The organism is Acidovorax sp. DW039, from assembly GCF_037101375.1.
In the GTDB taxonomy this organism is placed as follows: Bacteria; Pseudomonadota; Gammaproteobacteria; order Burkholderiales; family Burkholderiaceae_C; genus Acidovorax.
Window position 1 is genome coordinate 333231 of record NZ_AP029020.1, and the last position, 24642, is coordinate 357872.

General features: G+C 56.0%; 17 protein-coding genes and 2 pseudogenes. 7 read left to right on the forward strand and 12 right to left on the reverse strand.

Annotation, left to right across the window (positions count from 1 at the left end; genetic code table 11):
• Positions 1 to 83: 83 nt before the first annotated feature.
• From AACH87_RS23255 to AACH87_RS23270, 4 genes are all read right to left on the reverse strand, one after another.
• The gene (locus AACH87_RS23255; protein ID WP_338797040.1) at positions 84 to 1049 is read right to left on the reverse strand and encodes a TRAP transporter substrate-binding protein; all 966 of its coding nucleotides are present in this window, start codon (positions 1047 to 1049) and stop codon (positions 84 to 86) included.
• 24 nt (positions 1050 to 1073) lie between these two features.
• Entirely contained in the window at positions 1074 to 1850 is a 777-nt protein-coding gene (locus tag AACH87_RS23260) for a putative hydro-lyase (protein ID WP_338798823.1), read from the reverse strand.
• 405 nt (positions 1851 to 2255) lie between these two features.
• On the reverse strand, positions 2256 to 3167 hold the full coding sequence (locus AACH87_RS23265; protein WP_338797042.1) for a LysR family transcriptional regulator: 912 nt from the start codon (positions 3165 to 3167) through the stop codon (positions 2256 to 2258).
• Positions 3168 to 3564: 397 nt separating this feature from the next.
• On the reverse strand, positions 3565 to 5121 hold the full coding sequence (locus AACH87_RS23270; protein WP_338797043.1) for a methyl-accepting chemotaxis protein: 1557 nt from the start codon (positions 5119 to 5121) through the stop codon (positions 3565 to 3567).
• A 175-nt stretch (positions 5122 to 5296) separates the two neighbouring features.
• Here AACH87_RS23270 and AACH87_RS23275 point away from each other — a divergent pair.
• Together AACH87_RS23275 and AACH87_RS23280 are read left to right on the forward strand one after the other, a co-directional pair.
• Positions 5297 to 5911: pseudogene (locus tag AACH87_RS23275) on the forward strand (IS5 family transposase); the annotation flags it as partial.
• A gap of 332 nt (positions 5912 to 6243) precedes the next feature.
• A pseudogene (locus AACH87_RS23280) lies at positions 6244 to 6405 on the forward strand (energy transducer TonB); the annotation flags it as partial.
• Between the two features lie 18 nt (positions 6406 to 6423).
• Here the strand turns inward: AACH87_RS23280 and AACH87_RS23285 are convergent.
• Positions 6424 to 7341, reverse strand: a complete 918-nt coding sequence (locus AACH87_RS23285; RefSeq protein ID WP_338799371.1) for an ADP-ribosylglycohydrolase family protein — start codon at positions 7339 to 7341, stop codon at positions 6424 to 6426.
• 89 nt (positions 7342 to 7430) lie between these two features.
• Positions 7431 to 8123 carry an NUDIX domain-containing protein gene (locus AACH87_RS23290; protein ID WP_338797045.1) on the reverse strand — a complete coding sequence of 231 codons (693 nt, stop codon included), beginning with the start codon at positions 8121 to 8123 and terminating at the stop codon, positions 7431 to 7433.
• Between the two features lie 130 nt (positions 8124 to 8253).
• Here AACH87_RS23290 and AACH87_RS23295 point away from each other — a divergent pair, with 130 nt between their 5' ends.
• The 4 genes from AACH87_RS23295 (at position 8254) to AACH87_RS23310 (ending at position 10544) form a co-directional block, all read left to right on the forward strand.
• Entirely contained in the window at positions 8254 to 8814 is a 561-nt protein-coding gene (locus tag AACH87_RS23295; RefSeq protein WP_338797046.1) for an RNA 2'-phosphotransferase, read from the forward strand.
• 23 nt (positions 8815 to 8837) lie between these two features.
• A complete protein-coding gene (locus AACH87_RS23300) occupies positions 8838 to 9449 on the forward strand; it encodes an HAD family hydrolase (protein WP_338797048.1) in 612 nt (203 codons plus the stop codon).
• 194 nt (positions 9450 to 9643) lie between these two features.
• Positions 9644 to 9955 carry an HU family DNA-binding protein gene (locus AACH87_RS23305; RefSeq protein ID WP_338797049.1) on the forward strand — a complete coding sequence of 104 codons (312 nt, stop codon included), beginning with the start codon at positions 9644 to 9646 and terminating at the stop codon, positions 9953 to 9955.
• A 142-nt stretch (positions 9956 to 10097) separates the two neighbouring features.
• Positions 10098 to 10544, forward strand: coding sequence for a helix-turn-helix domain-containing protein (locus tag AACH87_RS23310; protein WP_338797050.1), 447 nt, complete (start codon positions 10098 to 10100; stop codon positions 10542 to 10544).
• Between the two features lie 1696 nt (positions 10545 to 12240).
• On the opposite strand, the gene AACH87_RS23315 is transcribed toward AACH87_RS23310, so the two are convergent.
• The 4 genes from AACH87_RS23315 to AACH87_RS23330 all read right to left on the reverse strand — a co-directional run bounded on the left by AACH87_RS23315 (position 12241) and on the right by AACH87_RS23330 (position 17690).
• Positions 12241 to 13668: a hypothetical protein gene (locus AACH87_RS23315; RefSeq protein WP_338797051.1), complete on the reverse strand. Its 1428-nt coding sequence runs from the start codon at positions 13666 to 13668 to the stop codon at positions 12241 to 12243.
• A gap of 34 nt (positions 13669 to 13702) precedes the next feature.
• Complete coding sequence (locus tag AACH87_RS23320; RefSeq protein WP_338797052.1) at positions 13703 to 15979, reverse strand: hypothetical protein; 2277 nt, start codon at positions 15977 to 15979, stop codon at positions 13703 to 13705.
• Positions 15972 to 16970, reverse strand: a complete 999-nt coding sequence (locus AACH87_RS23325) for a hypothetical protein (protein WP_338797053.1) — start codon at positions 16968 to 16970, stop codon at positions 15972 to 15974. The genes AACH87_RS23320 and AACH87_RS23325 overlap by 8 nt, the downstream gene beginning before the upstream one ends.
• Positions 16971 to 17231: 261 nt before the next feature.
• Positions 17232 to 17690, reverse strand: a complete 459-nt coding sequence (locus tag AACH87_RS23330) for a hypothetical protein (RefSeq protein ID WP_338797054.1) — start codon at positions 17688 to 17690, stop codon at positions 17232 to 17234.
• Between the two features lie 301 nt (positions 17691 to 17991).
• On the opposite strand from AACH87_RS23330, the gene AACH87_RS23335 reads away from it, so the two are divergent.
• Positions 17992 to 18819, forward strand: coding sequence for a hypothetical protein (locus tag AACH87_RS23335; RefSeq protein WP_338797055.1), 828 nt, complete (start codon positions 17992 to 17994; stop codon positions 18817 to 18819).
• Between the two features lie 1516 nt (positions 18820 to 20335).
• Here AACH87_RS23335 and AACH87_RS23340 read toward each other — a convergent pair.
• On the reverse strand, positions 20336 to 22072 hold the full coding sequence (locus AACH87_RS23340) for an ABC transporter ATP-binding protein/permease (protein WP_338799206.1): 1737 nt from the start codon (positions 22070 to 22072) through the stop codon (positions 20336 to 20338).
• A 2-nt stretch (positions 22073 to 22074) separates the two neighbouring features.
• Positions 22075 to 24507 carry a TonB-dependent siderophore receptor gene (locus tag AACH87_RS23345; RefSeq protein WP_338799207.1) on the reverse strand — a complete coding sequence of 811 codons (2433 nt, stop codon included), beginning with the start codon at positions 24505 to 24507 and terminating at the stop codon, positions 22075 to 22077.
• Positions 24508 to 24642 lie beyond the last annotated feature (135 nt).

Below are 24642 nucleotides of genomic sequence, written 5' to 3' on the forward strand. Positions count from 1 at the left end.
AAAATGAAAAGGGAGTGGCTGGAAACGGGGCAGCACGCACGGGGGCGCTGCCCGGCCCCTTGGCGGGGCCTGGAGCGCGGCGCTTACTTCTTGCGGTAGGCGTCGATGATGGCCTGGCCCTCGGCACCGACCGACTTCACCCAGTCGGCGGTCATCGACTCGCCAATGCTGGCGAGTTCCTTCTTGATGCTGTCGCTGGGCTCAGCCACCGTCATGCCCTTGGCGGCCAGCTCCTTGATGAACTCCTTGTCCACCCGCTCGCTGGTGGCCCAGCCGCGCGCTTCTGCATCGGCTGCAGCTTTCAGCACAGCGTCCTGCAAGGGCTTTTCGAGCGCATCAAAGGCTTTCTGGTTGACCACCGTGGCATTGCGCGGCAGCCAGGCGCTGACGGGGTAGAAATACTTGACCTGCTCGTACAGCTTGGACTCCACACCGCTGGCGCTCGACGTCAAGAAGTTCTGCACGGTGTTGGTGGCCAAGGCCTGGCCCAGTTCGGACAGCTGGATCGTGACGGGCTGGGCTTTGAGCAGCTGCGCAATGCGGGTGGTGGCTGGGTTGTAGGCGCGCATCTTGGTGCCTACGAAGTCTGCTGGCGTGCTCACAGGCTTGAGCGAATACAGCGACTGGCCGGGCCATGGCACGGTGAACAGCACCTTCACCCCCTGCGATGCCAGCAGCTTCTCTTGCGCAGGCTTGGCAGCCAGGTACAGGCGCTTGGAGTCTGCGTAGCTCGTGGCGAGGAAGGGGATGGAATCCACGCCGAAGAGCGGGTTCTCGTTGGATGCGCCCGAGAGGATGAACTCGGCGGAGGGCACCTGCCCGGTCTGCACGGCACGCTTGATCTCGTTGGCCTTGTACAGCGAACCACCGGGGTGCACGGTGATCTTGAGCTTGCCGCCCGTTAGCTTGTCCACATCGGTGGCGAACTGCTGCACATTTTGCGTCTGGAAACTGTTGGCACCGTAGCCGGTGGGCAGGTCCCACTTGACCTGGGCCTGGGCCGCGCACACGCTGAGGGCGGTCGTCATACACAGTGCAAATTTTTTCATGGTGAGACTCCTGGGGTAAGCCGCTTAGAAGCTGGCGAGTTGGTGGTTGAGAAGATCGGTGACCAGCATGCAACCTGGGGCATGGGTGATGCAGAACGCTGGTTGGGCGTTGAGGATGGCGGACTGCGGCGTGACGCCACAGGCCCAGAACACAGGGATTTCGTCAGGCAACAGCGCCACGGCGTCGCCGTAGTCGGGCTTGGCAATGTCAGCAATGCCGATGAGTGCCGGGTCGCCAATGTGCACCGGTGCGCCATGCACGTTAGGGAAACGCGAAGTGACCTGCACCGCGCGGATCACATCGGCCGCAGGCATGGGCCGCATGGACACCACCATGGCGCCGCCGAAGGGCCCTGCGGGTTCGGTAGCGATGTTGGTACGGTACATGGCCACGTTCTTGCCCTCGTTGATGTGGCGCAGGCTGATGCCGGCGTCTTGCAACGCCGACTCGAACGAGAACGAGCAGCCGATCACAAAGGTCACGAGGTCGGTGCGCCAGAGGTCGGTGATGTCAGTCACCTCTTGGGCCAGCTCGCCGTGGCGCCAGATGCGGTATTGGGGCACGTCGCTGCGGATGTCGATGCCCTGCCCCAGCGAAGGCAGCGTGACCTGGCCGGGCGCACTCACGGCCAGCACCGGGCAGGGCTTGGGGTTGCGCTGGCAAAAGCGCAGAAAATCACCCGCCTGCACCTCGGGCAGGATCACCAGGTTGCCCTGCACCCGGCCATGCGCCAGGCCGCTGGTGTGCGATGCCCAGGCCCCTTGCCGGACGACGCTGCGCACGTGGCCGGGGTTGTTGATGCCCTCGGCGCCAAACACTGCCAGCGCTTTGTCTTGAGCTGAATCCACCGTATTTCCTTGCATTGAGAAATGTCAATTGCATGACGTTGGGCGGATTGTGTTGGGCTGCACTGCCTGCTGGCAAATTCGAAAATTTTCTCTTAGCTCATCGATTTTTTCGATGCACTTCATTGGGGCAGAGCGAACCAAACTGGTGCTCTAGGATTAACCCTTATTTGAAATTTAGGGGTTAACCCGAACAAAAAATTGCACTCTCATCGCTGTAGCGCGTGCGTGTGCTGGCAGTGCTGCTTCCCCGCTCCGCGTCCGTGCGACGCCGGACAAACATTGCAGCCGCTGCGCTCCATGCACTGCGCCGGTGCATGGAGCGCATAAAAGTGCGCAAAGAAGCGCGTACGGGACCGCTCAGGCGCGTGCTTTGCGCACCTTGGATGGCGGCTGTTGCGCGTCGATAAAGCTGAGCGCCGAGCGCACAACGGCCTCCATGGCCGGAGACGAGGGGTCTTCGCGGTAGCTCACGTGGATGGGCAGAGGCTTGAGCGCGGTATCGCAGGCCAGCGCACGCAGGTCCGGGAACGCCAGCAGCCGCTGCACGGCCAGCCGGGGCAGCGTCGCCACGCCAAAGCCGCCCTGCACCAGCTGGACCATGGCCGAGATGGACGAGATGGTGTGCACGCAGCGCGGCTCCACCTGCGCCTGGCGCAGCGTGTCGAGCAACGACACGTGCGGCTGCGAGCCGCGCTGAAAGGTCAGGATGTCGGCCCCTGCAAAGTCTTCGAGCGCGTAGCGGCGCTTGCGGTGCGTCTTGCTGTTGCCCACAAACACCATCTCCATGGGCGTCACCGCCTGGCTGCGGATGCCGTCCGCCGCTGCCGGCAGGGCTGCGAACACGGCATCCAGGGTGCCGCGGCGGATCTGGTCGAGCAACATGGGGGTGGTCTCCACCGTCAGCTCCAGCTCCAGCAGCGGGTTGTCCTTGCGCAGCTGCTCCACCCACGGGATGAGCCATGAATGCAGCACCGATTCGATGGCGCCGAGGCGGATCGACACCTCCAACGGGCCACCCGATCCCATCTCGGACTTGAGCTGGCGCTGCAGCTCCAACATGCGCTTGGCGTAGACCAGAAAACGCGCCCCGGCCACGGTGAGCTTGAAGTGCTTGTCGCGCCGGTCGAGCAGCAGCACGCCCAGTTCCTCTTCCAGCGCGGCGATGCGGCTGGACATGGCCGACTGCGTGAGGAACAGCTTTTCGGCCGCACGCGTCACACTTTTGAGGGAGGCCACCCAGTAAAAGGCTTCGACAAATCGCAGGTTCATGGAGGAGGCTCCAAGACACATTTCAGCAGCCGCCGAATGCTCCTATTTCAATAGCTTAACGAGCCTGATTGCAAAGCGAAAATGGTCATTTTTATCAGCAGTTTAAACAACGAGGTGCACGTTGCCAAAAGGTAGGCTTAGACAAGTAAGTGAAGATGACTTGTGTGACCTGCCAGTCAACCCAAGTGCACCATGAACTACACCCATCTGAGCCAAAGCGAACGTTACCAAATCCAAAGCCTTGTGGACGGGACGGGACTCAACGAGAACTACAATGGGTTAATACGCTACTACTTCCCCAAAGGTAGTGACTTGTGCGGGACGCATGAGGTCTTCCGTGGCGACCCTCAGGCTATGGTGAACGCGCCACTCAATGGTGGACTGCGGCGATCGAAGATCAGAGCCGAAAGGATGTTATGAGGCGAGCGAGCTTTTGGGACTCGTCTTGAAGCACTTGGGTAGCCGCAGATGATTCCTCAACCAATGCTGCATTTTGCTGGGTCACCCGGTCCATGTCGCTTACGGCGAGCCCTACCTGTTCAATGCCAGAGCTTTGTTCTTGGCTTGCAGATGCAATTTCGGTGACGAGCCCCGTGATGCTACGCACCGTCGTGACTACTTCACGCATAGTCTCCCCTGCCTTGTCGACCAAGGCCGCACCCGTCTCAATGCGCTGAGCCGATGCGCCGATGAGTTGTTTGATTTCTTTCGCAGCCTCGGCGCTGCGCTGGGCCAAATTGCGCACTTCACTGGCTACCACAGCAAACCCTCTGCCTTGCTCACCAGCACGGGCTGCTTCTACCGCAGCGTTAAGCGCAAGAATGTTAGTTTGAAAAGCAATGCCATCGATTACGCCGATGATCTCGGAGATTTTCTTGGATGCCTCGGTTATGCCGTTCATAGTGTGTACTACTTCATTTACCACCGCGCCTCCCTGTTCAGCTACTGCCGACGCACCCGTGGCGATTTCCCGCGCATGCCGCGCGTTTTCAGCGTTTTGGCGCACCGTGGCCGTCAGTTCCTCCATGGAGGCAGCCGTTTCTTCCAGAGAACTAGCTTGGCTTTCCGTGCGCTGCGAAAGGTCCAGGCTCCCGGTTGCGATCTCTGATGCCGAGTGGCTGATAACGCCCGCAGTCTCGTGAATGCGCGTGACCAACTCATGCAGTTGTTCGCGCATTCTCTCTACTGCGGCAATGACACTACCCTCGGGGGCGCTGCGTTCTTCATCTTCTTTGGACCGCGACAAATCACCGGCTGCAATGCGGTTGGCGATATCGGATGCGGCGGAGGGCTCTCCACCGATGGCATTGAGAACGCTGCGTGTTGCAGTCCACGCAATCAGCGTCAAGACGGCGCCTAGTGCGGCTAGCGCTGCAACCGACTTGATGACGCTTGAGACGAATGCCTTCTGGATGTCGTCAACGTAGTCGCCCGCGATGAGATCCCAACTCCAAGCAGTCGAACGTTTGGCGTATGCAACCTTCTCACTGGGTTCTTTCTCACCGGGCCGAGGCCACCAGTAGGTCAGATAGCCATTTCCTTGTGAGGATGCGGCGGTGGAGGCAATCATTCGATACAAAAGATTACCCTTGGCATCTTTGAAATCGCTCATGTTTTTGCCGTTAATTCCAGGGCTGGCTGGGTTGTTCAGCACCACAGACTCGGTAGTGATGCTAGTGACGTAACCTGCCCCGTTCGCGTAACGCAACTGACCAACCCGGGCAATAGCAGTCGCTTTGGCTTCGTCCTCACTCAACTTTCCTGCTTTGGCTTCTGCCGCAATGGAGGAGATCAAACTGTCTGCAGCGTCTACGATATCTTTGAGCGCCTGTCGTCTCGCCTCAAATGCGTTTGACCTGGCATCGTAGGCGTTGATCATGGTCAGTGAAAGCAGTGCTAATAGACTGAAAGCTATCGGCGCAAGCAACTTTTGACGAAGGGAGAGAGATCGCATGGCACTAGGTTTTTTGAGCTGATCTTGTAATTCATAGTACTTAGAAATTCATGTTGTTTCTATTTATTGCTCTTCATTGGCAAAAATGCACAGTTGTTACGTAGCGGCCGGGCAACAACTATCCGGAAAGAAAACCGTGTTGATTTCCACGCAGAAGTGACTCACTAAGGAAATCCTGCAAAACCTTGCGAACAGCCTGATAAACGGCAACACAGTCAAGCGCAGCCGCAAGCGCGAGTTCCTGGATGCCATGGAACTGGTGGTCCCCTGGGCCGAGTTGGTCTCGCTGATAGATCCCTACGCCCCCGAGAGTGGTCGCCGGGGTCAGCAGCCCTTTGCAGTGCAAATCCTGCTGCGCATCCACTTCATGCAGCAATAGTTCAAGCTGAGCGATCCCGCCATGGAAGAAGCGCTGCACGACGTGCCAGCCTTTCGGGACTTTGCGGGCCTGACCCACTGGGACGAACAGATTCCCAATGAATCGAGCATCCTGCGGCTTAGGCATCTTCTGGAACGCCACAAGCTGGCCGATCAGATCCTGGCCACGGTCAATGCGCTGCTGAAGGCCAAAGAGCTGCAGCTCAAAGCAGGCACGGTGGTGGATGCCGCCTGGATTGCAGCGCCCAGCTCCACCAAGAACAAGGACAGAAAGCGCGACCCAGAGATGCATTCGAGCCAAAAGGGCAATGAGTGGCACTTTGGCATGAAGGCGCACATTGGGGTGGACGCGGACTCAGGCCTGGCGCATGCGGTCATTGGCACCTCGGGAAACGTGGCAGACGTTGTGGAGGGCAAGGATGGCAAGCGTGAGTCTGTGGAAGTAAAGGCACCTGTGCGGGCCCTGGGTGCTGGTGTGCAGCCTGCTGCCCACGGTGGTCACACGCATTGAGACAGTGTGTGAGAGAGCCTCGTGTGGCTTTGTGCCCGCATCACTTCCGCTGAGTGAGGTAGGTCTGTGTGCGTAGTTTCACTTCGTTGTTGAAATCGCCGTAAAAATAGCTACCAGCGCTTATTCTGTAAGCGCTGGCAGCTATCATTTTTATGTCGCAGCCAGATCGTTTTGCCCCTTCCGGGGGTGTGAGCCGCAATACCGTCATCGTCGGCAGCGTCGTGCTTTTCCACATTGCCGCCATCTGGGCACTGCAGTCAGGTCTGGTGCGCAAGGCCGCCGAGGTGATCGTGCCGGCAGAGCTTCTCAGCGAATTCATTGCGCCGCCCGCTCCCAAGGTTGCGCCGCCGCCGCCCAAGCCTCCAGCGCCAACCCCACCCAAACCCGCGCCCAAGCGGCGGTATCGAGACGCGTTACGGGGGAATCGCAAATTGGGCACTACACCTCAACAATTCATCTGCGAGACTTGAGATGTCACCGCGCATCACTAGCCGATCAAGCCACTGATTCGGAATTCCAGAACTTCCATAGAAAGCTCCGGCGAGTTGTCCGCAGATCGCTGCTGTCGTATCTGCATCATCACCAAGATTGGCCGCGCTCAGAACTGCTTCTGAGTATGACTCCGTACTAGCGAAACACCAGAGTGCAGCTTCCAGCGAGTCCACACAGTACCCTGAGCCTCTGATCTCACTTTCTGCTTTGGTCCTGTATCGCTCGTTTGCGATCTCAGAAACTCTGGGACCAAATGCCTCTGTAGCGGCACTTGCCAAAACCAGGGACTTGGGCTGCCCCGTCAATGCGGCCCTGAGCAATAGCCCAAACAATCGCGAGCACTCAATGGCTTCTTGTGCCCCATGGGTAGTTCGAGTGCTCTCTGCCGAAAACTGAAGCACCTTCGCAACACTGTTCCTGTAAAACATGGGTATGGGGGCCAAGCGCATTAGCGCACCATTTCCAGCACTTCGCGAATCAAGGCTTCCCGCAAACGGGTCTCCCGAGCAAATGAAACGATCCAGCGCTGCAGCCACGGTCATGCCAATATCAAAGCACTCACCGTTGCTACTCATATAGCCCACGCTACGCCAGTTGCAATAGCGATTCATTTGATCAACAGGATCAAAACCTCCTTTGTGAACCAAGCTAGTGGCCAGACACAATGCCATCGATGTGTCATCGGTCCATTCGCCTGGCTTCAATCCAAAGGGGCCGCCGCCCTGCATGTCGACGAGTGGCCGAAACGTTCCCCTGGGCATAAATTCCACAGTAGTGCCAACAGCGTCTCCACAAGCGAGGCCCAGGAGACACCCACGGTATCTGTCTATGGCGGTCAGTTCGATCTGTTCATTCAACGGGCGTCCTCCTTTGCAGAGTGGATGCTGTGAGCTACTGCCGAGCAGATGGTCTTCACTGCGGACAATTCTTATGAGTCAGCAAGTTCAGTCCTCGGACTGAAGGTTCTGGGAAACAAGGTGGCATGCGAGCGATCTACCAAGCGATAGCCCATGGCAGGACGACCAAGGCCGCCGCTGATCATTCCAACCTCTTCCATGAATTCAGCGTCCAACATGCGCTTTCTGAAACCGCTTTTGTCGACGGGCCGCCCTAAGACAATCTCATAAGCATGCTGCAGCTGAGGCAAGGTAAAAGGCTCCTCCAGAAGAAACGCTGGCAAGGAGGTGTACTCCACCTTGCTGCGCAGACGCGCCAAAGCGCTGCCCAGAATTTCCCCATGATCGAACGCTAACCTCTTGCGACTGGCGACCTCAACGTCGATCCAGTCAACATCAGCAGCATTCGCGCCCTTTCTCAGCACCAAATCTCTCGCTGGCACCAAGGCAAAAAAAACGTTGGTTACGGACCAGCCACGAGGGTCTCGCCTCACACCTCCCCAGCTACCTAACTGCTCAAGGTAGGAGGCGTCCAGCCCCGTCTTCTCGCGCAACTTTCGCAGTGCGCACTCCATCAGGTTCGCATCTTGGTCAACGTCTATGAATCCCCCTGGTAGCGCCCAACGACTCGGATACGGCTCACCCTCACCGGAAGGTCGGCGTACCAAAACAACTTTCAGTGTGTCATTCAGAACCGTAAAGATGACGACATCCACGGTGACCATGGGACGCGGGAAGTCCAAGGATGGCAATTGAGGTTTCACAAATTTGATCTCTCAAGGTCAATAGTTGTACTGCACAACCCACAAGTTGTATAGTACAACTTAATTTATAAAAACAAAAAAGGGAGAACCTATGAAATTTTCAGAAAAACAAGTCGTGGCAACCAGCAAATTCCTGAGTCTGGTTTTGCGTCACAAGCCTCAAGTGATTAGCTTGGACCTGGACTCCAACGGCTGGGCAAACGTTGATGAGTTGCTGCGCAAAGCGTCTCTGGCAAAGCACACCCTGTCACTTGAGTTGCTTCAATTCGTCGTTCAAACCAACGACAAGAAGCGCTTTTCATTCAGTGATGACGGCACCCGGATTCGAGCCAATCAAGGTCACTCTGTCGATGTGGACTTGGGGCTTACAGCCATCGATCCGCCAGCGATCTTGTTTCATGGAACAGCTGAGCGTTTTATCAGCTCCATACTGGCGACGGGGCTGCAAAAGCGTCAACGTCACCACGTTCACTTAAGCGAAAACAAGGACACTGCCATTCAGGTTGGGCGCAGGTACGGGGTTCCCGTTCTGTTGGCGATCGATGCGCGGCAAATGGCCCAAGATGGAGTTTCCTTCTACCAAGCAGACAATCAGGTTTGGTTGACCGATGAAGTGCCTTCGCGTTATCTGACCATCGTCTCAACGAAATAAGCCAATCTCAGGAGTCGCTTGTCGTGAAAAAGCCCACCATTGCTCTGGACGCTGATGGCGTGCTTCTGGACTACAGCCTGGCCTACGCCCACGCGTGGCAACGCGCATTTGGGATTCTTCCGCAGGAGATCGATCCGCAGGCATATTGGCCCATGCAGCGCTGGGGTGTTGACCAACTCACGGGAGAGCGCCGTCAACAGTTCAGGGACTGCATGGACGAGACATTCTGGTCCACTATTCCGGCATTGGACAAAGCAGTGGAGGCCTGTCATCTATTGCACGATGCGGGGTTTCATCTGGTGTGCGTCACAGCGCTGCAGCCTCAATTTGAGCAAGCCCGCCTTCGCAACCTGCGCGATTTGGGGTTTCCTATCGAAACGGTGATTGCCACTGGCGGTGATGTGTCTGGCCGCAGTCCTAAGGCGAATGCGGTGGACCAGTTAGCACCTGTGGCCTTCGTAGACGACTACCTTCCGTATTTCAAAGGCATTCGGCCTGATGTTCACTTGGCATTGATTCATCGTGGCCGCAACGGCACTCCCAATGTTGGACCCGACCTGGATGCCGTGCACTCCCAGCATGAAAGTCTGTGGGAGTTCAGTGAGTGGGTGCTGAAGCAACCGAATCTCAGGTGAACATCTAGCCATGTCGTTGGGGTTCTACCTATTGGGCCTGAATGCTCTCCATGGCCAATGGCTCTGGCAGGGCACTTGGTTTAATTCCTGATTACTGCAATTCACTCTGATACGAGCACCCGTCATTCAACACACACATTTGCATGCAATGGCGTTATAAACAGGCCCTTTTTACCTCTACCCATTGACCACCTATGAACCGCGCAGAACTCGTTGAAATCCTGGCTTCAAAGAACGACCTGTCCAAAGCTGCTGCTGCAGCAGTGCTGGAGTCTTTCATTGATGCCGTCCAAACTGCTGTCAAGAAGGGCGACGCTGTCCAACTCGTGGGCTTTGGCACTTTCAAGTCCGCCAAGCGCGCTGCTCGAACGGGCAAGAACCCCTCCACGGGGGTGGCCCTGAAGATCCCAGCAACCACAGTACCCAAGTTTGTAGCGGGTGCCAAATTCAAGGCTGTGGTGGACCCAAAGGCTGCCAAGCGCAAGGCAGACAAAGCAGCCAAGTAATAAACCACAGGCTGTGGGTTCACAGGCCTCATTCAAAACCGCCTCTGGCCGTTGGTCTCAGGCGGTTTTGTTTTGCTCGCCCAGCAGAAACGCAGTAAATACTCACGCTCGCGAGATGGTCCGATCCCGTAACATCGCAGGCATGAATACGTTCTCCAATGCATTTCGTGCTGAAGTCATCCGGATGGCCCGCAAGGAACTCAAGCCTGAGCTCCAGGGTATGCGCAAAATCATCACCAGCCATCGTTCTGAGATTGCAGCCTTGAAGCGTGAAGTCAAAGCATTGGCGTCGCAGTTGCAAGCCGCACAGCGTTTGACCAAAGCGCCCAATACGCCGAACGCCCAGGCTGCGGCGAATGCTCCCAGGCGAGCTGCTGGCGGCGATTTCAACGCTCAAGAGTTTGCAGATAAGCGCGCCGAACTGGGCATCACTCAAAAGCAGATGGCGCAGCTTGTGGGGGCTTCCTGGTTGTCTGTCTACAAGTGGGAGTCCGGTAAGGTGCATCCCCGTGCAGCACAGCTGGATCGCATCTCCAAGATTCTTAAGTTGAGCAAGCGCAAAGCTCTGGCTCAGCTGATTCAAGACTAGGCGGTCTGCCGCATCAGTTGTGTGACCGACCGTGGTCAGCATCAACGGCAGCGGAATGGCTCTGCCGGTGAGGAGTTGTGGCGCTCATCGGCCATTTCGAGCAAGCACTGCATGTAGGGCTGTACTTCAGACCAACGGGCTCTGTCGTTGTAGAACTGTGCCAGCGTTCGTGTCGCTTCGACAGCATCCGGCCATTCTCAGCAATAGTGACACGGGTCTGGTCGGCCGGGTAGAGGGTGGGTGGAACGCGTGGTCACCGTGCCGTGGGCTCAGTGGTCAAGTGCATCTGGTTTCTGCATCTAGGGTGTTAAGCAATCCTGCGGTCGATTTGTCTAGTAATAGCCATTCGACCTAGCGTGTGCTTAGAGAAGGAGCATTTGTCGCGAAGACTGCACTCGCAGCTCTTGCGTTGCTATCGCGAAGTCCTCCGGACAGTTCGCTCTGAGCCAGGACACGGCAGCTTTGCATTCTCGATGAACGTCACCGAGTGTGCAGTCGGGTCGATGTGCAATGTATTTGAGTATTGAGTTCATTGCACGTTGACGGCGCAAAGGTATGCCTTGCTCTCTGCGAAAGCTGCCACCGAACTCTCCAAGTTTTATAAGGCGATTGCGAAGTGCCCCGGTCGTTAATCCAAGCTGCTTCGCGGCATCAGCCAAAGTCTTTGCGTCCAAAATAATTTGGTTGATGTCGGACGGTAGGCCGATGCATTCTTCTACCCAAAGACTGCTCTGACCAAAAATATCCCATTGAGGCTCAGACCAGGGGGTTGAGAAACGTCGTTGGCTTGAAGCATCATGTGCAAACAGTACAGACCACAGTAGCAACCACTTCAACGGGTGGTCCCCTCGACGTCCCCTCAATAGGTCGTGAATCCAACTACCTGTTGCCAGGCTTGATTCAGGAGACCGGACGGTTCGCAGCCACTGAGCCAACGACGAGGCTGCAAACCACCCAGCCAATCTGTCTTTGCTCAATGGGTGCGACCAACTCGAAATGCCCTGTCGCCGCAATTCGTTCAATGCTGATTGCCGTAATGCGTTTAGGTCGAGATGCTCTTGATGCGCCGCGAATTGCGCGAGCAAGGACATTTTTCGAAGAACTTCGAGTTGAGTTGGTGTCGGCTCTGCGTGCTGATATTCACCAATCGATACGTCTGGGAGTATCCAGGTGAATGATTTGTGTATCACCGTTTTAAGAGGTTGAGAGTGGTCTGAGCAGACCCATGATCCAACCAGTTGGTGGGGCCATCGCCATTTTGGCAACAGCTGATTGGCGATGTCGTCATTCAGACATGATTCGCAGTACCGTAAGTGTGAGTTCGGAGATAGACCGCTTGCGGACATGCCAAGCGTTGTCGTCCATCCTGGTCCGTCTACTGAATTCGTGCGGTCTAGAAAAATTGCTCGCCTGGCCGACGTCAGGAAGGGTATGAACAGGCCAATGGAGCATCGAGTTCTGAGAAGCTGAAGCACCTCGCCGAGGCTCCCGCCGGTAACTTGCACAAAGTGATGAAGCCCTGTAGGGGCATTGCGTTCCTTGCAGGCATGTGCAGCGCCGAAAAGCAGTGTTCCAGTATCGCGGTGCGAACCATTGCCACAAATTTTGTGAAACGAACTGGCCCACGAATACAGAGACTCATCGCCTCTCCACGCTGGGATGAATGAGAGCTCCTGGTTGATTCCAGTTGCCATGTTCAGGCATCAACTTGCTTTGCTGCAAGCGTGAGGTAGCGTATTTGAGACTTCTGGAAGTCCTCATCCAGAGGGGGAGGTAATGAGGTCTTGAGTGCATTCGTCTTGCTTCGAGTATTTTGCTTAGGTTTGTCAGCCAACTGCTCAGGCTTTTGTGCCTTTACACGCTGGGTGTCGGGAGGCATTGGCTTGTTGTTCTCGTCTCTGCACCACAGTTGTCTGAACGTATCGGCAGGTATGTCAGAGAACGATTGCAATTTCTTCCAGTCCTTCGCGACCATCGCCTCGATGCGAGTGCGGATGCTGTCAAACGTTTTGCTGCTACGGTACACAAGATCGATCATCTCCGTATTGATCGGTTTTTGCGTGAAGAGTGCACGTTTTTGAACTTCGCGCCTAAGTCGGCACAAGTACCTTGGCACACCGGCCGTTCGGTTCCATATAAAGTGATCTAACGTGGGCTCTGCATTACTGTTTGGGAGTGGCGAATATGGAACATCCGGTTCATCGAGAAGAGTAGGTTTCCATAATCCCGGCATCCAGTGTTTGACCCATTCATCATCTGTCGGATCGTTGGCGGGAAGCATGGTGTGCCATCCCCCCTCCGAGAAGCGATCAGCGTCTTGCGAGAAGCTCCGCAGTTCCGTGAAGGCCAGAGGATTGCCGAGCACGACCGTAGGAATTCCCCAATTGAGGACCCTCAAAAAGAAGGTTTGAAACTCTCGTGCGAACGCTGTATGGGCTAGGTTTTTTTCCTGTGCTTCTTCAACTACAAGTAGTCCGCATCGATGGAGGGAGAGTAGATGTAAGAACATGACGGTCTTGCGTTCAACGGTCCAGCTTTTGAATTGCTGGCGGTAGTTAGAACCAAGGGATTCATCCAACGCAAGAAATGCCGATTCAAGAAAGCCGCCCCTCGAACCGTCTGACGGCATGTGGACCTTTAGGTAAACCAGTTGCTTAAGCTTGGCCCATTGGCATTCAGGTAAACCGTGATGTTCAATCACCGTGGGCAATAGCGATAGATATCGATCAAGTATTTGCGACTTGCCCATTCCGGTGATGGCTTCGAGAATCGCTCCCGACGCAAATGTGGGAAACCAAGGAACAGTCTTCAGCTCCGCACCTTTTAGCTCGGATGTCTCATTTATGCGTTGCCGATTGGCTTCTATGTGCGGGTTACGTTGCAGCAGGCCTTGGTAGAGCATATTCTGGACGCTAGATATAAACTCAATCCCAGCGCTGGTTGGAACCACAATAGACTTGAATACGTCGATAAGTTCGTCGCGACGGGAAAGCGGAATCTCAGAAACGTTTTCTTTGGTGATAGGGCGATTGCGCACCGCCCTCGCAAGTTCTAGCATGCCAAGTTTGGGGGGCATCTGTGCTAACAGTGGATTGCTCTCTGCGTCTTTCAGTACTGCGAGCAACGGGTTTGAAATTATTGAAATTTTCTACTCCAGCTTAGTCTTCGAGTAGCTTGAGCATCACATCCTCGACTTCCGACGATGCGATTGCCTGGGTGTTCGCGCTGCTCAGAACAAATGGTGCAATGGGAGCATGCTCGACCAATTTCATCCTTTCTGCCTTTGATAATTTTGGAACTCCACTTTGTGCAGATCGCTCAAGCGAAGTGTTCGCCCGTATGTCACGCTTGAGCTGCGATTTGGTCGGCTTGGATCCACTTAACTTGATCTCCGCTTTGCGTTCTGAGTTCGCTTTTGACGTGGCCTGCTTGATCTCGGCCGCACGTTGCAACCCACGGTTTTGTTCAGCAGCTTTACTGAGAAACGATACCAGACGATCATCTCGAGTGATCGAAAGCCAATCGAGCAACGTCATATGGTGCAGATCGGGATCCCCACTTTTAAGATGAAGTAGCTGCAGCGATCCGCCAAGATTGCACCAGCACTGTGAAAGATCTGACGGATTGATATGAACCTCAATGGGCTTCCGTCTTCCGCCGAGTGTTCCCAACGCACCGGAACGCAGAAGCCATTCGCTCGTGTAAACAAGTTCAGTAATTTCACGTTTAGGCTTATAGAAAGGGTCATACAGATGTATTCCGTCTGCCGCCAGAAATCCCTGTAGGCGGGGCAGACAACGTACCTTGAGCGCGGTGAGGTCTTGTGCTGTTGAACTTATGTAACCGTTCGCAAGCAGCCACTCAACAGCGCCTCGTCGTGTCGGCTCGACACCGTCACGCCTCATTGCCACCAGGGGTAGCGTTATTACCTCTTCATTGTTGTGGCGCAGAATGCGCTTTATCTCGAGTGGTAAAAACTCTTGGAAGTTAAGTCGAGCAAGTTCCACACGCGCCGGCTCACCGCGACGTGGACGGCGGCCCATCGTTGAGCCGGGTATAAGGTGATCAAGATCCTTGTGTGCTCGATTGAAGTTCGATTCGACAGGAGCCTTGTTGATTGACTGATAGGCTGCGCCGTAGCTTGCGCCTGCTTCGATTTCTTCGAGCGTTTTCATCACGGCTTGGTTCTTGCCTTCGCCGTTGTCCATTACGTACTGGCGGAAACTTAGAGACAGCCAGTCGCGCGGCTCGATGGTTATCCCATTTTTCGCGCAGTAGGCAACCTTATCTTCTGCGGCGTGCAAAATAGCGAGCAGCGCCGTCGTCGAGCTTGTGTGCTCGAAGCCCACATGCGACCCGAAGATGTAATCGATCCCAAATCCGGCTCCGATGACTTCCGTCCGTGTCGGAGAACTGATTGGCTTGAGCCTGGATGCCGAAGAAACCAAAGTTTGATCAGCGGGCGTGCTGTCTAGGTACGCCGTCCCATTAATGGAGTTGTGCCGATCTTTGATCTTTCCCAAGCGGCGCATGTACTCTTGCCGAACATGAGTCTCGCCCCGATGAATCTGTTTTGCGGTGAGCGCGTTGGTGGCGTGCGTACCCCAGTATTCGAATTGAGCCGGGCTGTAGTTTTGGGCTTCCGGGGCAATAGTAACTACTGCACTGTTGCCTTCCCACTTGATTGAGGTTGCGAACCAATCGTTGAGTGTGTTGTGAAAGGCCACCTGAGTTGAGACACCCGGCTTTTTGTATTTGGACCAGCCCAGAGCAAAAATCTTGCGCACTTCTTTTGAGCAGTTGACGCCCGCTAGGCGACCTTCTTCACCGCCAAACTCACGAGGTCTGCCGGTCTTTTTATTACTGTGCTTTTCTTTTCCAGGGCCACCAGAATGTGGATACCACGGAAGCAGCGAGTTACGCAGCCCGAGCCCGAGGATGAATGCATTCAATGCCCTCTGCACCTTGGCGCAACTCTTGTGCCCAAGCTCTTTGGCACGCATCGTCGGCCATCCTGAGAACTCCGGGTCCAGAATAATCTGAGCTACTGTGCGATGGTGTACAAAGGGTCTGATGAGCAGATATGCATCTCTTCTATGCTTAAGCCACTTGCGTAGATCCCGGCGAGTTTTTCTAAGCAAGTCGGTAGACGAATTGCTATGAAGTTGTTTGTTTGATAAGAGCCAGTGGCTGGGAGTTTCGAATTTCGCTACGGCGAATTCGCCGTCAGCGATCTGTGCTTCAAGAGATGAGAGTCTGCGAAAGACTGGCTTTTTGATGTAGTTCTTTTGAAATCCGGCAGAATTTTTTTCTGGGAAGAATGAGATGGCGACTACATCTTCAAGCGGGTCCATATGTATGACACGCGCATACAACATCGGTTGTTTTGTCGGTAGTCGTGTCAAAAGTGCGCAGCCGAGATGGAGTTCACTCATTGGACGCCCCAAAGAAGGTTGCGCGCAGGTTTCGAAGATAGTCTCGACTGGCGCGTCGTATCATCTTCGTTGTCTCAACGGGTACCGTTAGGTCGATATCGATCAACTCCAGCCATATACCCAACCGCCACAGTCGAAAGGGGTCGCGATCGACTACGGATGTTTCTCGGGCAGCCTCTGCGACAGCATCACGGATAGGGCGCTCAAGTGCATAGTTATTGAAGCTAGCGACATAGTCGGCAAGTTGCCGTGACTCTTTATAAAGGCGCACTTCGCTGGCTAGCGGCCGTAGCCATCTCAGGTTCTCAACAAACTTAGGATGAATGGATTCGCCCGTTTCATGATGATGATGAGCCCCGACTGCATGGCAATAAGCTCGATCTAGTTCAATTCGCTCCTGGGCTCTGACACTCTTTGCGGTAATTGCCCTGGGCTTGCAACTGATACCAGCGAGGGCCTTCTGTCCCACCGCTCCGTTCAGCATCAGATCGATAGAACCAACGTAGGGGACGGTTGTGCCGACAAAGCACCCGTGATCAATACCTAGGTGTTTTGCAATCTCGATCAGTCCCCGTGTAGTGCGCTGGCCCTGGTCCAGATGTTGGGCTGGATGTGGATGCTCATAGGGCCACATGGGCAGGCACTCACGTAGTCCCTTTGCGCCCAAGTACGCACAAATCAAAGCAGTGTGAAATTCGAGCGCGGAAAGAAAATGATGATTTCTCTTGTGAATGGAGACTGAGTCAAAGATTTGATAGCTGACGGGCGACGAGAAGTTTCTTCGGATTCGGATCCACGGCTGGTAGTGCTCGCCATATCCTTGTCCAGCTCCAGCGCGAATCGCAGTACTGACCCTGACGAGTTGCCGCTGTGAGTATTGCGACAATGCCTTCCCGACCGGTTGCGTGTCCTCTTCCAGCAAATACAGGTAAGGCGCGCTGTACCCTGCCTCCCTCGCGAGCGCACTGGCATTTCTTGATGTAGACGGCATACCGTCTCCCCCCTTGCTCAAGGATGAAGTTAAAGCCTCACGCACAAAGCGTTCGGAAGTTTCGTAGGAGCTGAGGGCGGGCGGGGTCGACTGGATTTGACGTGCAAAATCCGTAGACTTTGTTGAGTCCACTTGCTCGCGCTTGCTTTTGTGGTGCAAAGCGGATGCTTGACTCTGGGATGTGTCTGGCCTGAGAATTCAGTTGCTTAGGTTTTGGTTTTGGCCAAGACTTTTCCCGGCGAGCCCTCGCGCTCGCCGTTTTTATTTGTGCGTCATATCGCCTCCCTTATCGGTGAGCCTCGATAGACGGGTCGCACTTTCTTGGAGCGACTCCAGGTAAGCCAGCAATCCAGCTCGCTGAGCCCCGTCCAGCCAATAGGCTGTGGTGAGCAGCTGTGACACGAGGCGTGTCTCTTCTTCAGATTCGGTCAGTTGCCATACTGAGCGGATGCACCGATCATGCTTGGCAGCCCAAGCGAGCGCCTCCGCATCTCCTTGATTTAACTGAAGCAACGAGGACAACTGGCCCAGAACACGGTCAGTGAACGGAGGGCGACGCCCCTTCTCCACACCACAGAAAAAAGCTTGGTCTATCCCAACGGTCAGCGCTACCGCCTTTTGGCTGGTCGAACATCTTTCGCGGGCCTTCAACAAGCGGCCGGGAAAGAGGAGAAGCTGATTTACTTGTTCCATTTCATTTGTGGACGGACGGTAGTCCATCACACAGATGCTATCGGTCTGCATTGGAGGTCACAACAAGTACGATTTGCCGAATTTCTACTCTAGTCTTCCTATGAAAGATTCGTTCGAATTGTCATTAATTGACTTTTGCGCGCTGTCTAAGACCCCTCTGAAGCGCAACCGAGCAGGGAAATCCCGGGGTCCAGCGGACGCACTTCGGACCGTTTGTTGGTATAGGTATCTGGCGTCTGAAACGCCAGGGATCTCTGCTTATGCTTTGGGAAAGCTGGCCGAGCCGAGCGCGTACAAAGTTGATGTAAGTGACAAAAATCGAATTCACATGCATTCAAACAAATGGATTCGATACTCGAGGGGCACGGCGGTACCTCAAAGTGCACTCGTCGCGCGCTCAGACGAGAAATTTCCAGGCTCAGCAGGATTGATCAACCACCCGGTGTGGTTGTTGATAGACCGGCAGTATTCTTCGCTGGGGCAACTCGCGAGAGTTAAAACCTCCTTTGCGCCCCAGGTACAGCTTGAGATTGATGCGGCTAGATCGCCTTCTCAGTGGTCGTCGCCCGAATTTGCAATCCTGTATGTCAGGAAATTGGTTATCTTGGAGCCGCTTGATGCATTGGGCGCGATCGCCTACCTACTATGGCAGGCAAAGTTGCGCATCGACACTTCTGCTCAGGCGGGCTGGGTACGCTGCTTGTATGGCGCGATGCTCGTCCATGGTGCCGATCTTCGGTCCCTTGGCATTGCATTGCCCATGCTCGAACTGTTTAAGCAGAATTTGCTGGACTCGGTGAAACACGACGGCAATCGGCTGGATTACCCTTCAAATCTCTATTTGCTTAGTATTGAATTGCTCGATCGCTTTTATGCCGAGTACCAGTTGGAGTATGGAAGGAGTCGGCGTGAATTTCTATATGATGCTTGCACAATAAGGCATGGATATGCGCCTGCTGTTATTACTTGGCCGATTTCAGTTCCAGTAGACGAGTACAAATCTTTCGCCAACATCAACGCCTGTGAGACACGGCAGAGAATTTTTTCGTGGGCGTTATTTGCTCTGTCCAATAAAGATCGCGTGATGGAGCTATCGGTTGATTTGGTGATTGATCAATTTTCTCTTGTATTTGAAATGGATGCTAATTTGCAGTGAGTCGATTCTTGATATGTGGTGGGAGTTGCTCCCACGCGAAAGCATGTGCTATCAAATTTATTCTATCGTTCATCAAATGGCGGCCCTCGAGGGAAAACTTCAAAAAGTTAATTGGATCGCCACAGCGAAATATGACGGAAAGATCTGATGGATTGATGATTTGTATCCAGTCCAGGAATTTCTGAATCAATGAGTTTGGATTTGTTTTTAATTCCTTAGCAATCAATCTTATTGCAATTCTCCTGCACCGAGGCTGAAATTCCAGTGCGTCATCATTAAGTAATCTTTTTAGAATATCATTGAAAACTTTGAATGCGTGTTCGTTGTTACGGTGAGAGGTGCTGCTTATCGGAGAAGGTGCCGTGCGGCAAATAGGACAGATCGGAAAAGCGCCGTCCCATCTGAAGGGTTCGGCTTTACACCTACACCCTTCCCAAAGTTCCAAGTCGTGATTGTCACAATGACGCTCGTTCGCGAGTTGGTGAGCTAATCGCCGATAAACATGCCCGTGCGTTCTCAGGTCGTCGATGATGCATTGTTGGCAGAACCGTGGTCTTTCCGAAACATACCCTACGTAATCAGTCGTTCGAAGCCTGGTCTGGTTCACCGTTCGATTGCCTGAGATCATGTTGTGACGGAGCTCTTCTTCAAGATCACTTCTGTATAGGCATGTGAATATAGGAAAGAGCGTGTGCTCTTGAAGTAAGGTTGTTGGGTCGATAGCGTCATCCAACACGATTCTGCAGAAGTCGCGTGCTCTGTACCCTAGAAAAAGATGATTGGCGCTTGGAGGGAGCCCAATGACAGCCCTCAATCCAGAACTCATAGATGCGAATCTTCCCATTCGAACCGATGCTTCGTAGAGGGAGTACAACGTGGCCCCTCTGGGGAAAGATGGAATCACTTGAAGAGTAACGAGATTTGAAAATATGTTTGCTGCTGAACAGCGCGAAGGACTCGCACTCCATGAAATTTTTCATTCTTTGTGAGTAGCTTGCGCTATTAAAAGGCGTTCTTTTCATAGAGAGCACTTTTAAAAGTTTGTTCAGCGCTACCCGGACTGTATTGCGTTTTTCACCCAGTAAAGGGATCACAGGTGGAGACATGGGCTTAAGGAGACGAACAATGGCCGAGGGAGGCCGAGCGCAAATTCCCCAACGCTTCAAGAGCAGCCCAAGATGCTTTCGCCCTCTCTCATTGGGACCTTGATCAGCCAGCGCGAATCCTCCCAGCAGGTCATGCTTGATAGGTCTTTTGGCAGCTTGGGCTCTGAGATGGAGCTGATCTTGAACATGTCTGCGGGGTCTCTGACGACGCCTTTGCAAAGGCCAGCAGCCACCTGAATTGGAATACCCTGCATGGCTTGAATGTGCAGCTTGCCGGTAACGGCTGATACACGCTCCGCCGGCTTAGGTACCTACTGGCTGCAGATACCAGTGGGCTCATGCCTACCCTGCGTGCCTGCAACCGGGTTCAGGTGGTCAGTGCAGATCAACGCTTTTTTGCCCTGCGTCCTCTAAGCATCAACCCTTAATTGCTGGGTACATAGGTGCAGGGTGTGCGTATGAAAGCCGTCCAGACGGTTGCCGTGCGCCACACTCACCAAGGTGAGTTCTGGCAGCGATTGCAACAGCAGTTGATACATGGCCTGTTCGGCCTGTGTGTCCAGGGCGGAGGTCGCCTCGTCCAGAAAGAGCACATCCGGACGCTGCAACAGGACGCGAGCAAACCCCAGCCGCTGCTGCTGGCCCGGCGAAAGGATGGAACGCCAGTCGCGCTCCTGGTCCAGTTCTGCGGCCCGCTCACCCAGCCCCACCTGCTGCAGCACTGCCAGGCATTGCGACACGGTGAACTGCTGCACAGGCGCCGGGTAGCACAGGCATGCCTGCAAAGTGCCGGCAGGCAAATACGCTGACTGGGGCATGAACAGGCTGCGCATGCCCGCATGCATCGCCACCTGCCCCTGCCCGTGTGGCCACAGCCCGGCAAGCACCCGCAACAGGGTGCTTTTGCCAGCCCCCGAAGGGCCTTGCAGCAAGCACCGCTCACCGGTGCGCACTTGCCAGTGCAAGGGGGCCCGCCACATCGGCAGCGCGTCTGGACTGCACGCCTGCAAGTCGCGCACGGCAAACACCAGGCCGGGGTCGGATGCGGGCAGCCCGGACGACTGGATGCGGTGGGACAAGGGGGCGCGCAGTGCGGCATCCAGCTCTGCCAAGCGCACGCACACGGAACGCAGCAGGGCGATTTCCTTGTACCGGAAAACAAATACCGACAGTGAGGCCCGCACCCGCATGAACGACTGCGTCAGCTGCATGAAATCGCCCAGCGTCAGTGCCCCCGCAAAATAGCGGGGCCCCGCCACGGCATAGGCCAGCAGAGCGCCACCTTCCAGGTAAAGCCGGTCGGTAGCGGTCACCCGCCGGGTGTACTGGATGACGCTGCGCCAGTTGTGCTGAATCCCCTGCAAAAGCGCCAGGGCGCGGCTTTGCTCGGTAGCTTGACCGCGCTGCAGGCTGATGGCTTCGGCATGGGAGCGCAAGCCCACCAGCAGGTGCCGAAATTGCGCCTCGGCACGCTGCTGCTGGCAGTCCACCTGCACCAGGTGGCCGCCAATCTTCTCCATGATCACCGAACCCACGAGGGCATAGACGATGGCCACCCAGAGCATCAAGCCCGCGATCTGGAAATCCCCCAGCCCCCAGGGCAGTGCCCACACCACCAGGCCCGAGAGGTTCCACACAATGACGGCGAAGGTGCAAAAGCTCACGACGTTGCTCAACAGCCCCAAGCCCAAGGACAGGCTCATGGAAGCCAGCATGCGCAGGTCTTCAGCGATGCGCTGGTCTGCATTCTCAAGGCCATGGTCACGTTCGAGGCGCAACAAAGGGTATCCCTCGGCACCCAGCCAGCGCCCCAGCAAGGCCTGGGTCATCCAGGCGCGCCAACGCATCTCCAGCACGAATGCGGCGTGGGTGCGCACGACATCCATCACCACCGCCCACAACCCCAGCGCTGCCAGCTGGGCCAGCAGCGTCCAGAAGCTCTGCGCAGCACGCTCAGACAGGGCGTCGTAAAACGACTTCTGCCAGAACGTCACTTGCGCGGCGCGGTACACAAAGAGCAGATCCACCGCGATGACCAGCGCAAGCAGGGCCCGTGCCCCCCAGCGCTGGTCTCCCACCCAAAAGGCCCGAATCAAGGGCCAGGCATCGCGGGCACGAGAGCCCGCAGGCAGGGCAGAAGCCACCACGGTCAGAACAGGGTGCGCAGGGTTACGGTCAGAGTGCGAGGATCGCCCCAGTAGGTATAGCCCCAGCGGTTGCCCAGGCGCTCGTAGTAGCGGCGGTCAAACAGGTTGTTGACCGTCAGAGTGAGCGTGGTCGCATCGGCCACACGGTAACCCGCTTGCAAGCCGACCACGGCATACGAGCCCTGGCGCAGGGTGCTGGAGGTGAGCGCCTGCGTGGTCTCGCTTTGCGCTTGCAGCCCGCCGCCCACCGTCCAGCGCTGCCACTCACCGCCCAGGCGGTAGTTGCTCCACAGCTTGAACATGTGGCGCGGAGTGGTGGTGGCAAAGCGCTTGCCGATATTGCTGGCCGTGGCGTCGCGCAGGTATTCATTGGCGTTGTAGGTGTAGCCTGCGCTCACGTCCCAACCGGGTGCCAAGCGCCCTACCGCCTCCAGCTCAATACCCTGGCTTTGCACCAGACCTGCGGCGCTGTAGCAGGTAAAGCCCGCGCCATCGCAGCCGGTGTTGACGGTATCTGCAATGGCCCGGTTCTTCTCGCGGATGCGGAACAACGCTGCGGTGGTGTTGAGCTTGCCACCCCACCAGGCGCTCTTCACACCGGTTTCAACTTGCCAGCCCACTTTGGCGGGCAGGCGGCCATTCTTGTCAAAAGCATCCTGGGGCATGAAGTTGTCGGCATAGCTCACGTAGGCAGAGTGCTCGGCAGACAGCTGCCACACCAGCCCGGCGTTGGGTGTGACTTTGCCATTCGCCCGCTCCCAGCGCGTCCAGGCCGTGGGGGTGGGCGTCAAGGTGCGTGTCTCGTAGGCATAGTCGCTCACCCGCGCTCCCAGGATCAATGTCACTGGATCGCTGAGCTGGAAGCGCACCGACCCGTAGGCACCCGACTGCTTGAGGCTGCGCGCACGGTTGGTGGTGATGGCAGGCACGCCATCAAGGTTGTAGCTGGTGTTGCTCAGGGGCTGGTTGGTCAAGGTCTGCGTGGCGCTGCCTCCTTCGTACAGGTAATGGTCGCGGTTATAGCCAAACACGGCGCTGTGTTGGCGTCCAAACAGCGAGAACGGACCTGAGAGCGAAAGATCAGCCCCGTTGCTGCTTTCTTCGTAGTACGTGCGCGACAACAACACCGACGACAGATTGGCATCACTGACGCCACTGCTCACGTAGCCATACAGCAAATCAGACGTGACATTCTTGCGGCGCACGGCGGCGTGGGCTTTCCAGCCTGTGTCGCCAAACTGGTGGCTGAGTTCTGCCAATACCTCTTGCATCGGATAACTGGAGTGCCCGCCATCTGCCCCCACAAAAGTGCTGGGAGTTGATGCCATGGGCTGGCCCGTGCTGGTGAGGGTCGGGATACCCATGAAGCGCTGAACATCCTTCTCCTGGCGACTGCCCGACAGAGACAGCGTCGTAGAGGACGTAAGGTCCGCATCCAACGCCGCGTAGACCATGGTCTGCTCGTTGCGCTGTACCTTGTTGGGACTGCCCTTGTCCTGCGTCGAAGCGACCAGACGCCCCCGTACAGAGCCCGATTCATTGAGTGCCCCCCCGACATCAGCAGCCAGCTGGTAACGATCAAAGCGACCGACCGAGACACTGGCAGAGCCGCCAAACTCTTTGGTGGGGCGCTTGCGCACAAAATTCACCGAGCCGCTGGGCGTACCTGCCCCCTGATACAAGCCTGACGGGCCGCGAAGCACCTCAATGCGGTCATACATGGCCAGGTCAAATTGAGGCGTCATCTGCAAGCCAGCGGAGGCTGGCACGCCGTCGTATTGGGTCTCCAGCGTATAGCCACGCGCCATGAAACCTGCTGTCGTATCCCCGTACAGGTTGGTCGTCACCCCCGTCACCTGGCGCAAGGCCTGGTCTACGGTGTCCAGGTTCTGGTCATCCAGTTGCTGTCGGGTGACCACCGACACCGACTGAGGAATCTCACGCAGGGCCAGCGGCACCTTGCCAATCGTCACGGCCTTCACGACGTAGGAGCCGGAACCATCGGTCGATGGGTTGAGCGCGCCAGGCTCCATCGCATCCACCACCTTGACTGCAGGCAGGGACTGAACCTGGGCCTGGGCAGGCGTGCGCTTGGCAAGAACGAAGGCGCGCTGCCCTCTGGCCTCGGGCACCAGATGGGTCCCCTGCAGCAGGTGGCTCAGCCCCTCTTGCACGGTGTATGTGCCTTGTATGCCGCGACTGTGCTGATCCCGCACCAGCTCGGGGTCAAACGAAAGGGCAATGCCCGCCTCGACCGCAAATCGCGACAACACCGTGGCCAGAGGGCCAGATCCAATCGAATAGCTTTTTGCAGGGCCTGGTGCTTCTGCGGCAGGCGAGGCGGACGCGTGGACAGCCTGGGCATGCACAGGCTGAGACTGCAGTGCAACAGCCACCGCCCACCCCCAACACAGCGTCTGTGCGGTAAGTGCCACGGTACTCAGAGGTGCAGGTGCAGAAGCTACATTGACAGACGGCCCTGCGGACCTCAATGCAAGAGCGGGCCACGACGGGCCTGATGATTCATGGAACACGGGAAACTCCTCGTCAGCGGTTTAGAAAATGCCTTT

Coding starts and splice junctions, on each gene's coding strand:
- AACH87_RS23305 (WP_338797049.1), top strand. CDS start 9,644: ATGAACCGCGCAGAACTCGTTGAAATCCTGGCTTCAAAGAACGACCTG.
- AACH87_RS23335 (WP_338797055.1), top strand. CDS start 17,992: ATGCATTCAAACAAATGGATTCGATACTCGAGGGGCACGGCGGTACCT.
- AACH87_RS23290 (WP_338797045.1), bottom strand. CDS start 8,123: ATGGTCACCGTGGATGTCGTCATCTTTACGGTTCTGAATGACACACTG.
- AACH87_RS23255 (WP_338797040.1), bottom strand. CDS start 1,049: ATGAAAAAATTTGCACTGTGTATGACGACCGCCCTCAGCGTGTGCGCG.
- AACH87_RS23325 (WP_338797053.1), bottom strand. CDS start 16,970: ATGCCGTCTACATCAAGAAATGCCAGTGCGCTCGCGAGGGAGGCAGGG.
- AACH87_RS23295 (WP_338797046.1), top strand. CDS start 8,254: ATGAAATTTTCAGAAAAACAAGTCGTGGCAACCAGCAAATTCCTGAGT.
- AACH87_RS23320 (WP_338797052.1), bottom strand. CDS start 15,979: ATGAGTGAACTCCATCTCGGCTGCGCACTTTTGACACGACTACCGACA.
- AACH87_RS23330 (WP_338797054.1), bottom strand. CDS start 17,690: ATGGACTACCGTCCGTCCACAAATGAAATGGAACAAGTAAATCAGCTT.
- AACH87_RS23265 (WP_338797042.1), bottom strand. CDS start 3,167: ATGAACCTGCGATTTGTCGAAGCCTTTTACTGGGTGGCCTCCCTCAAA.
- AACH87_RS23310 (WP_338797050.1), top strand. CDS start 10,098: ATGAATACGTTCTCCAATGCATTTCGTGCTGAAGTCATCCGGATGGCC.
- AACH87_RS23270 (WP_338797043.1), bottom strand. CDS start 5,121: ATGCGATCTCTCTCCCTTCGTCAAAAGTTGCTTGCGCCGATAGCTTTC.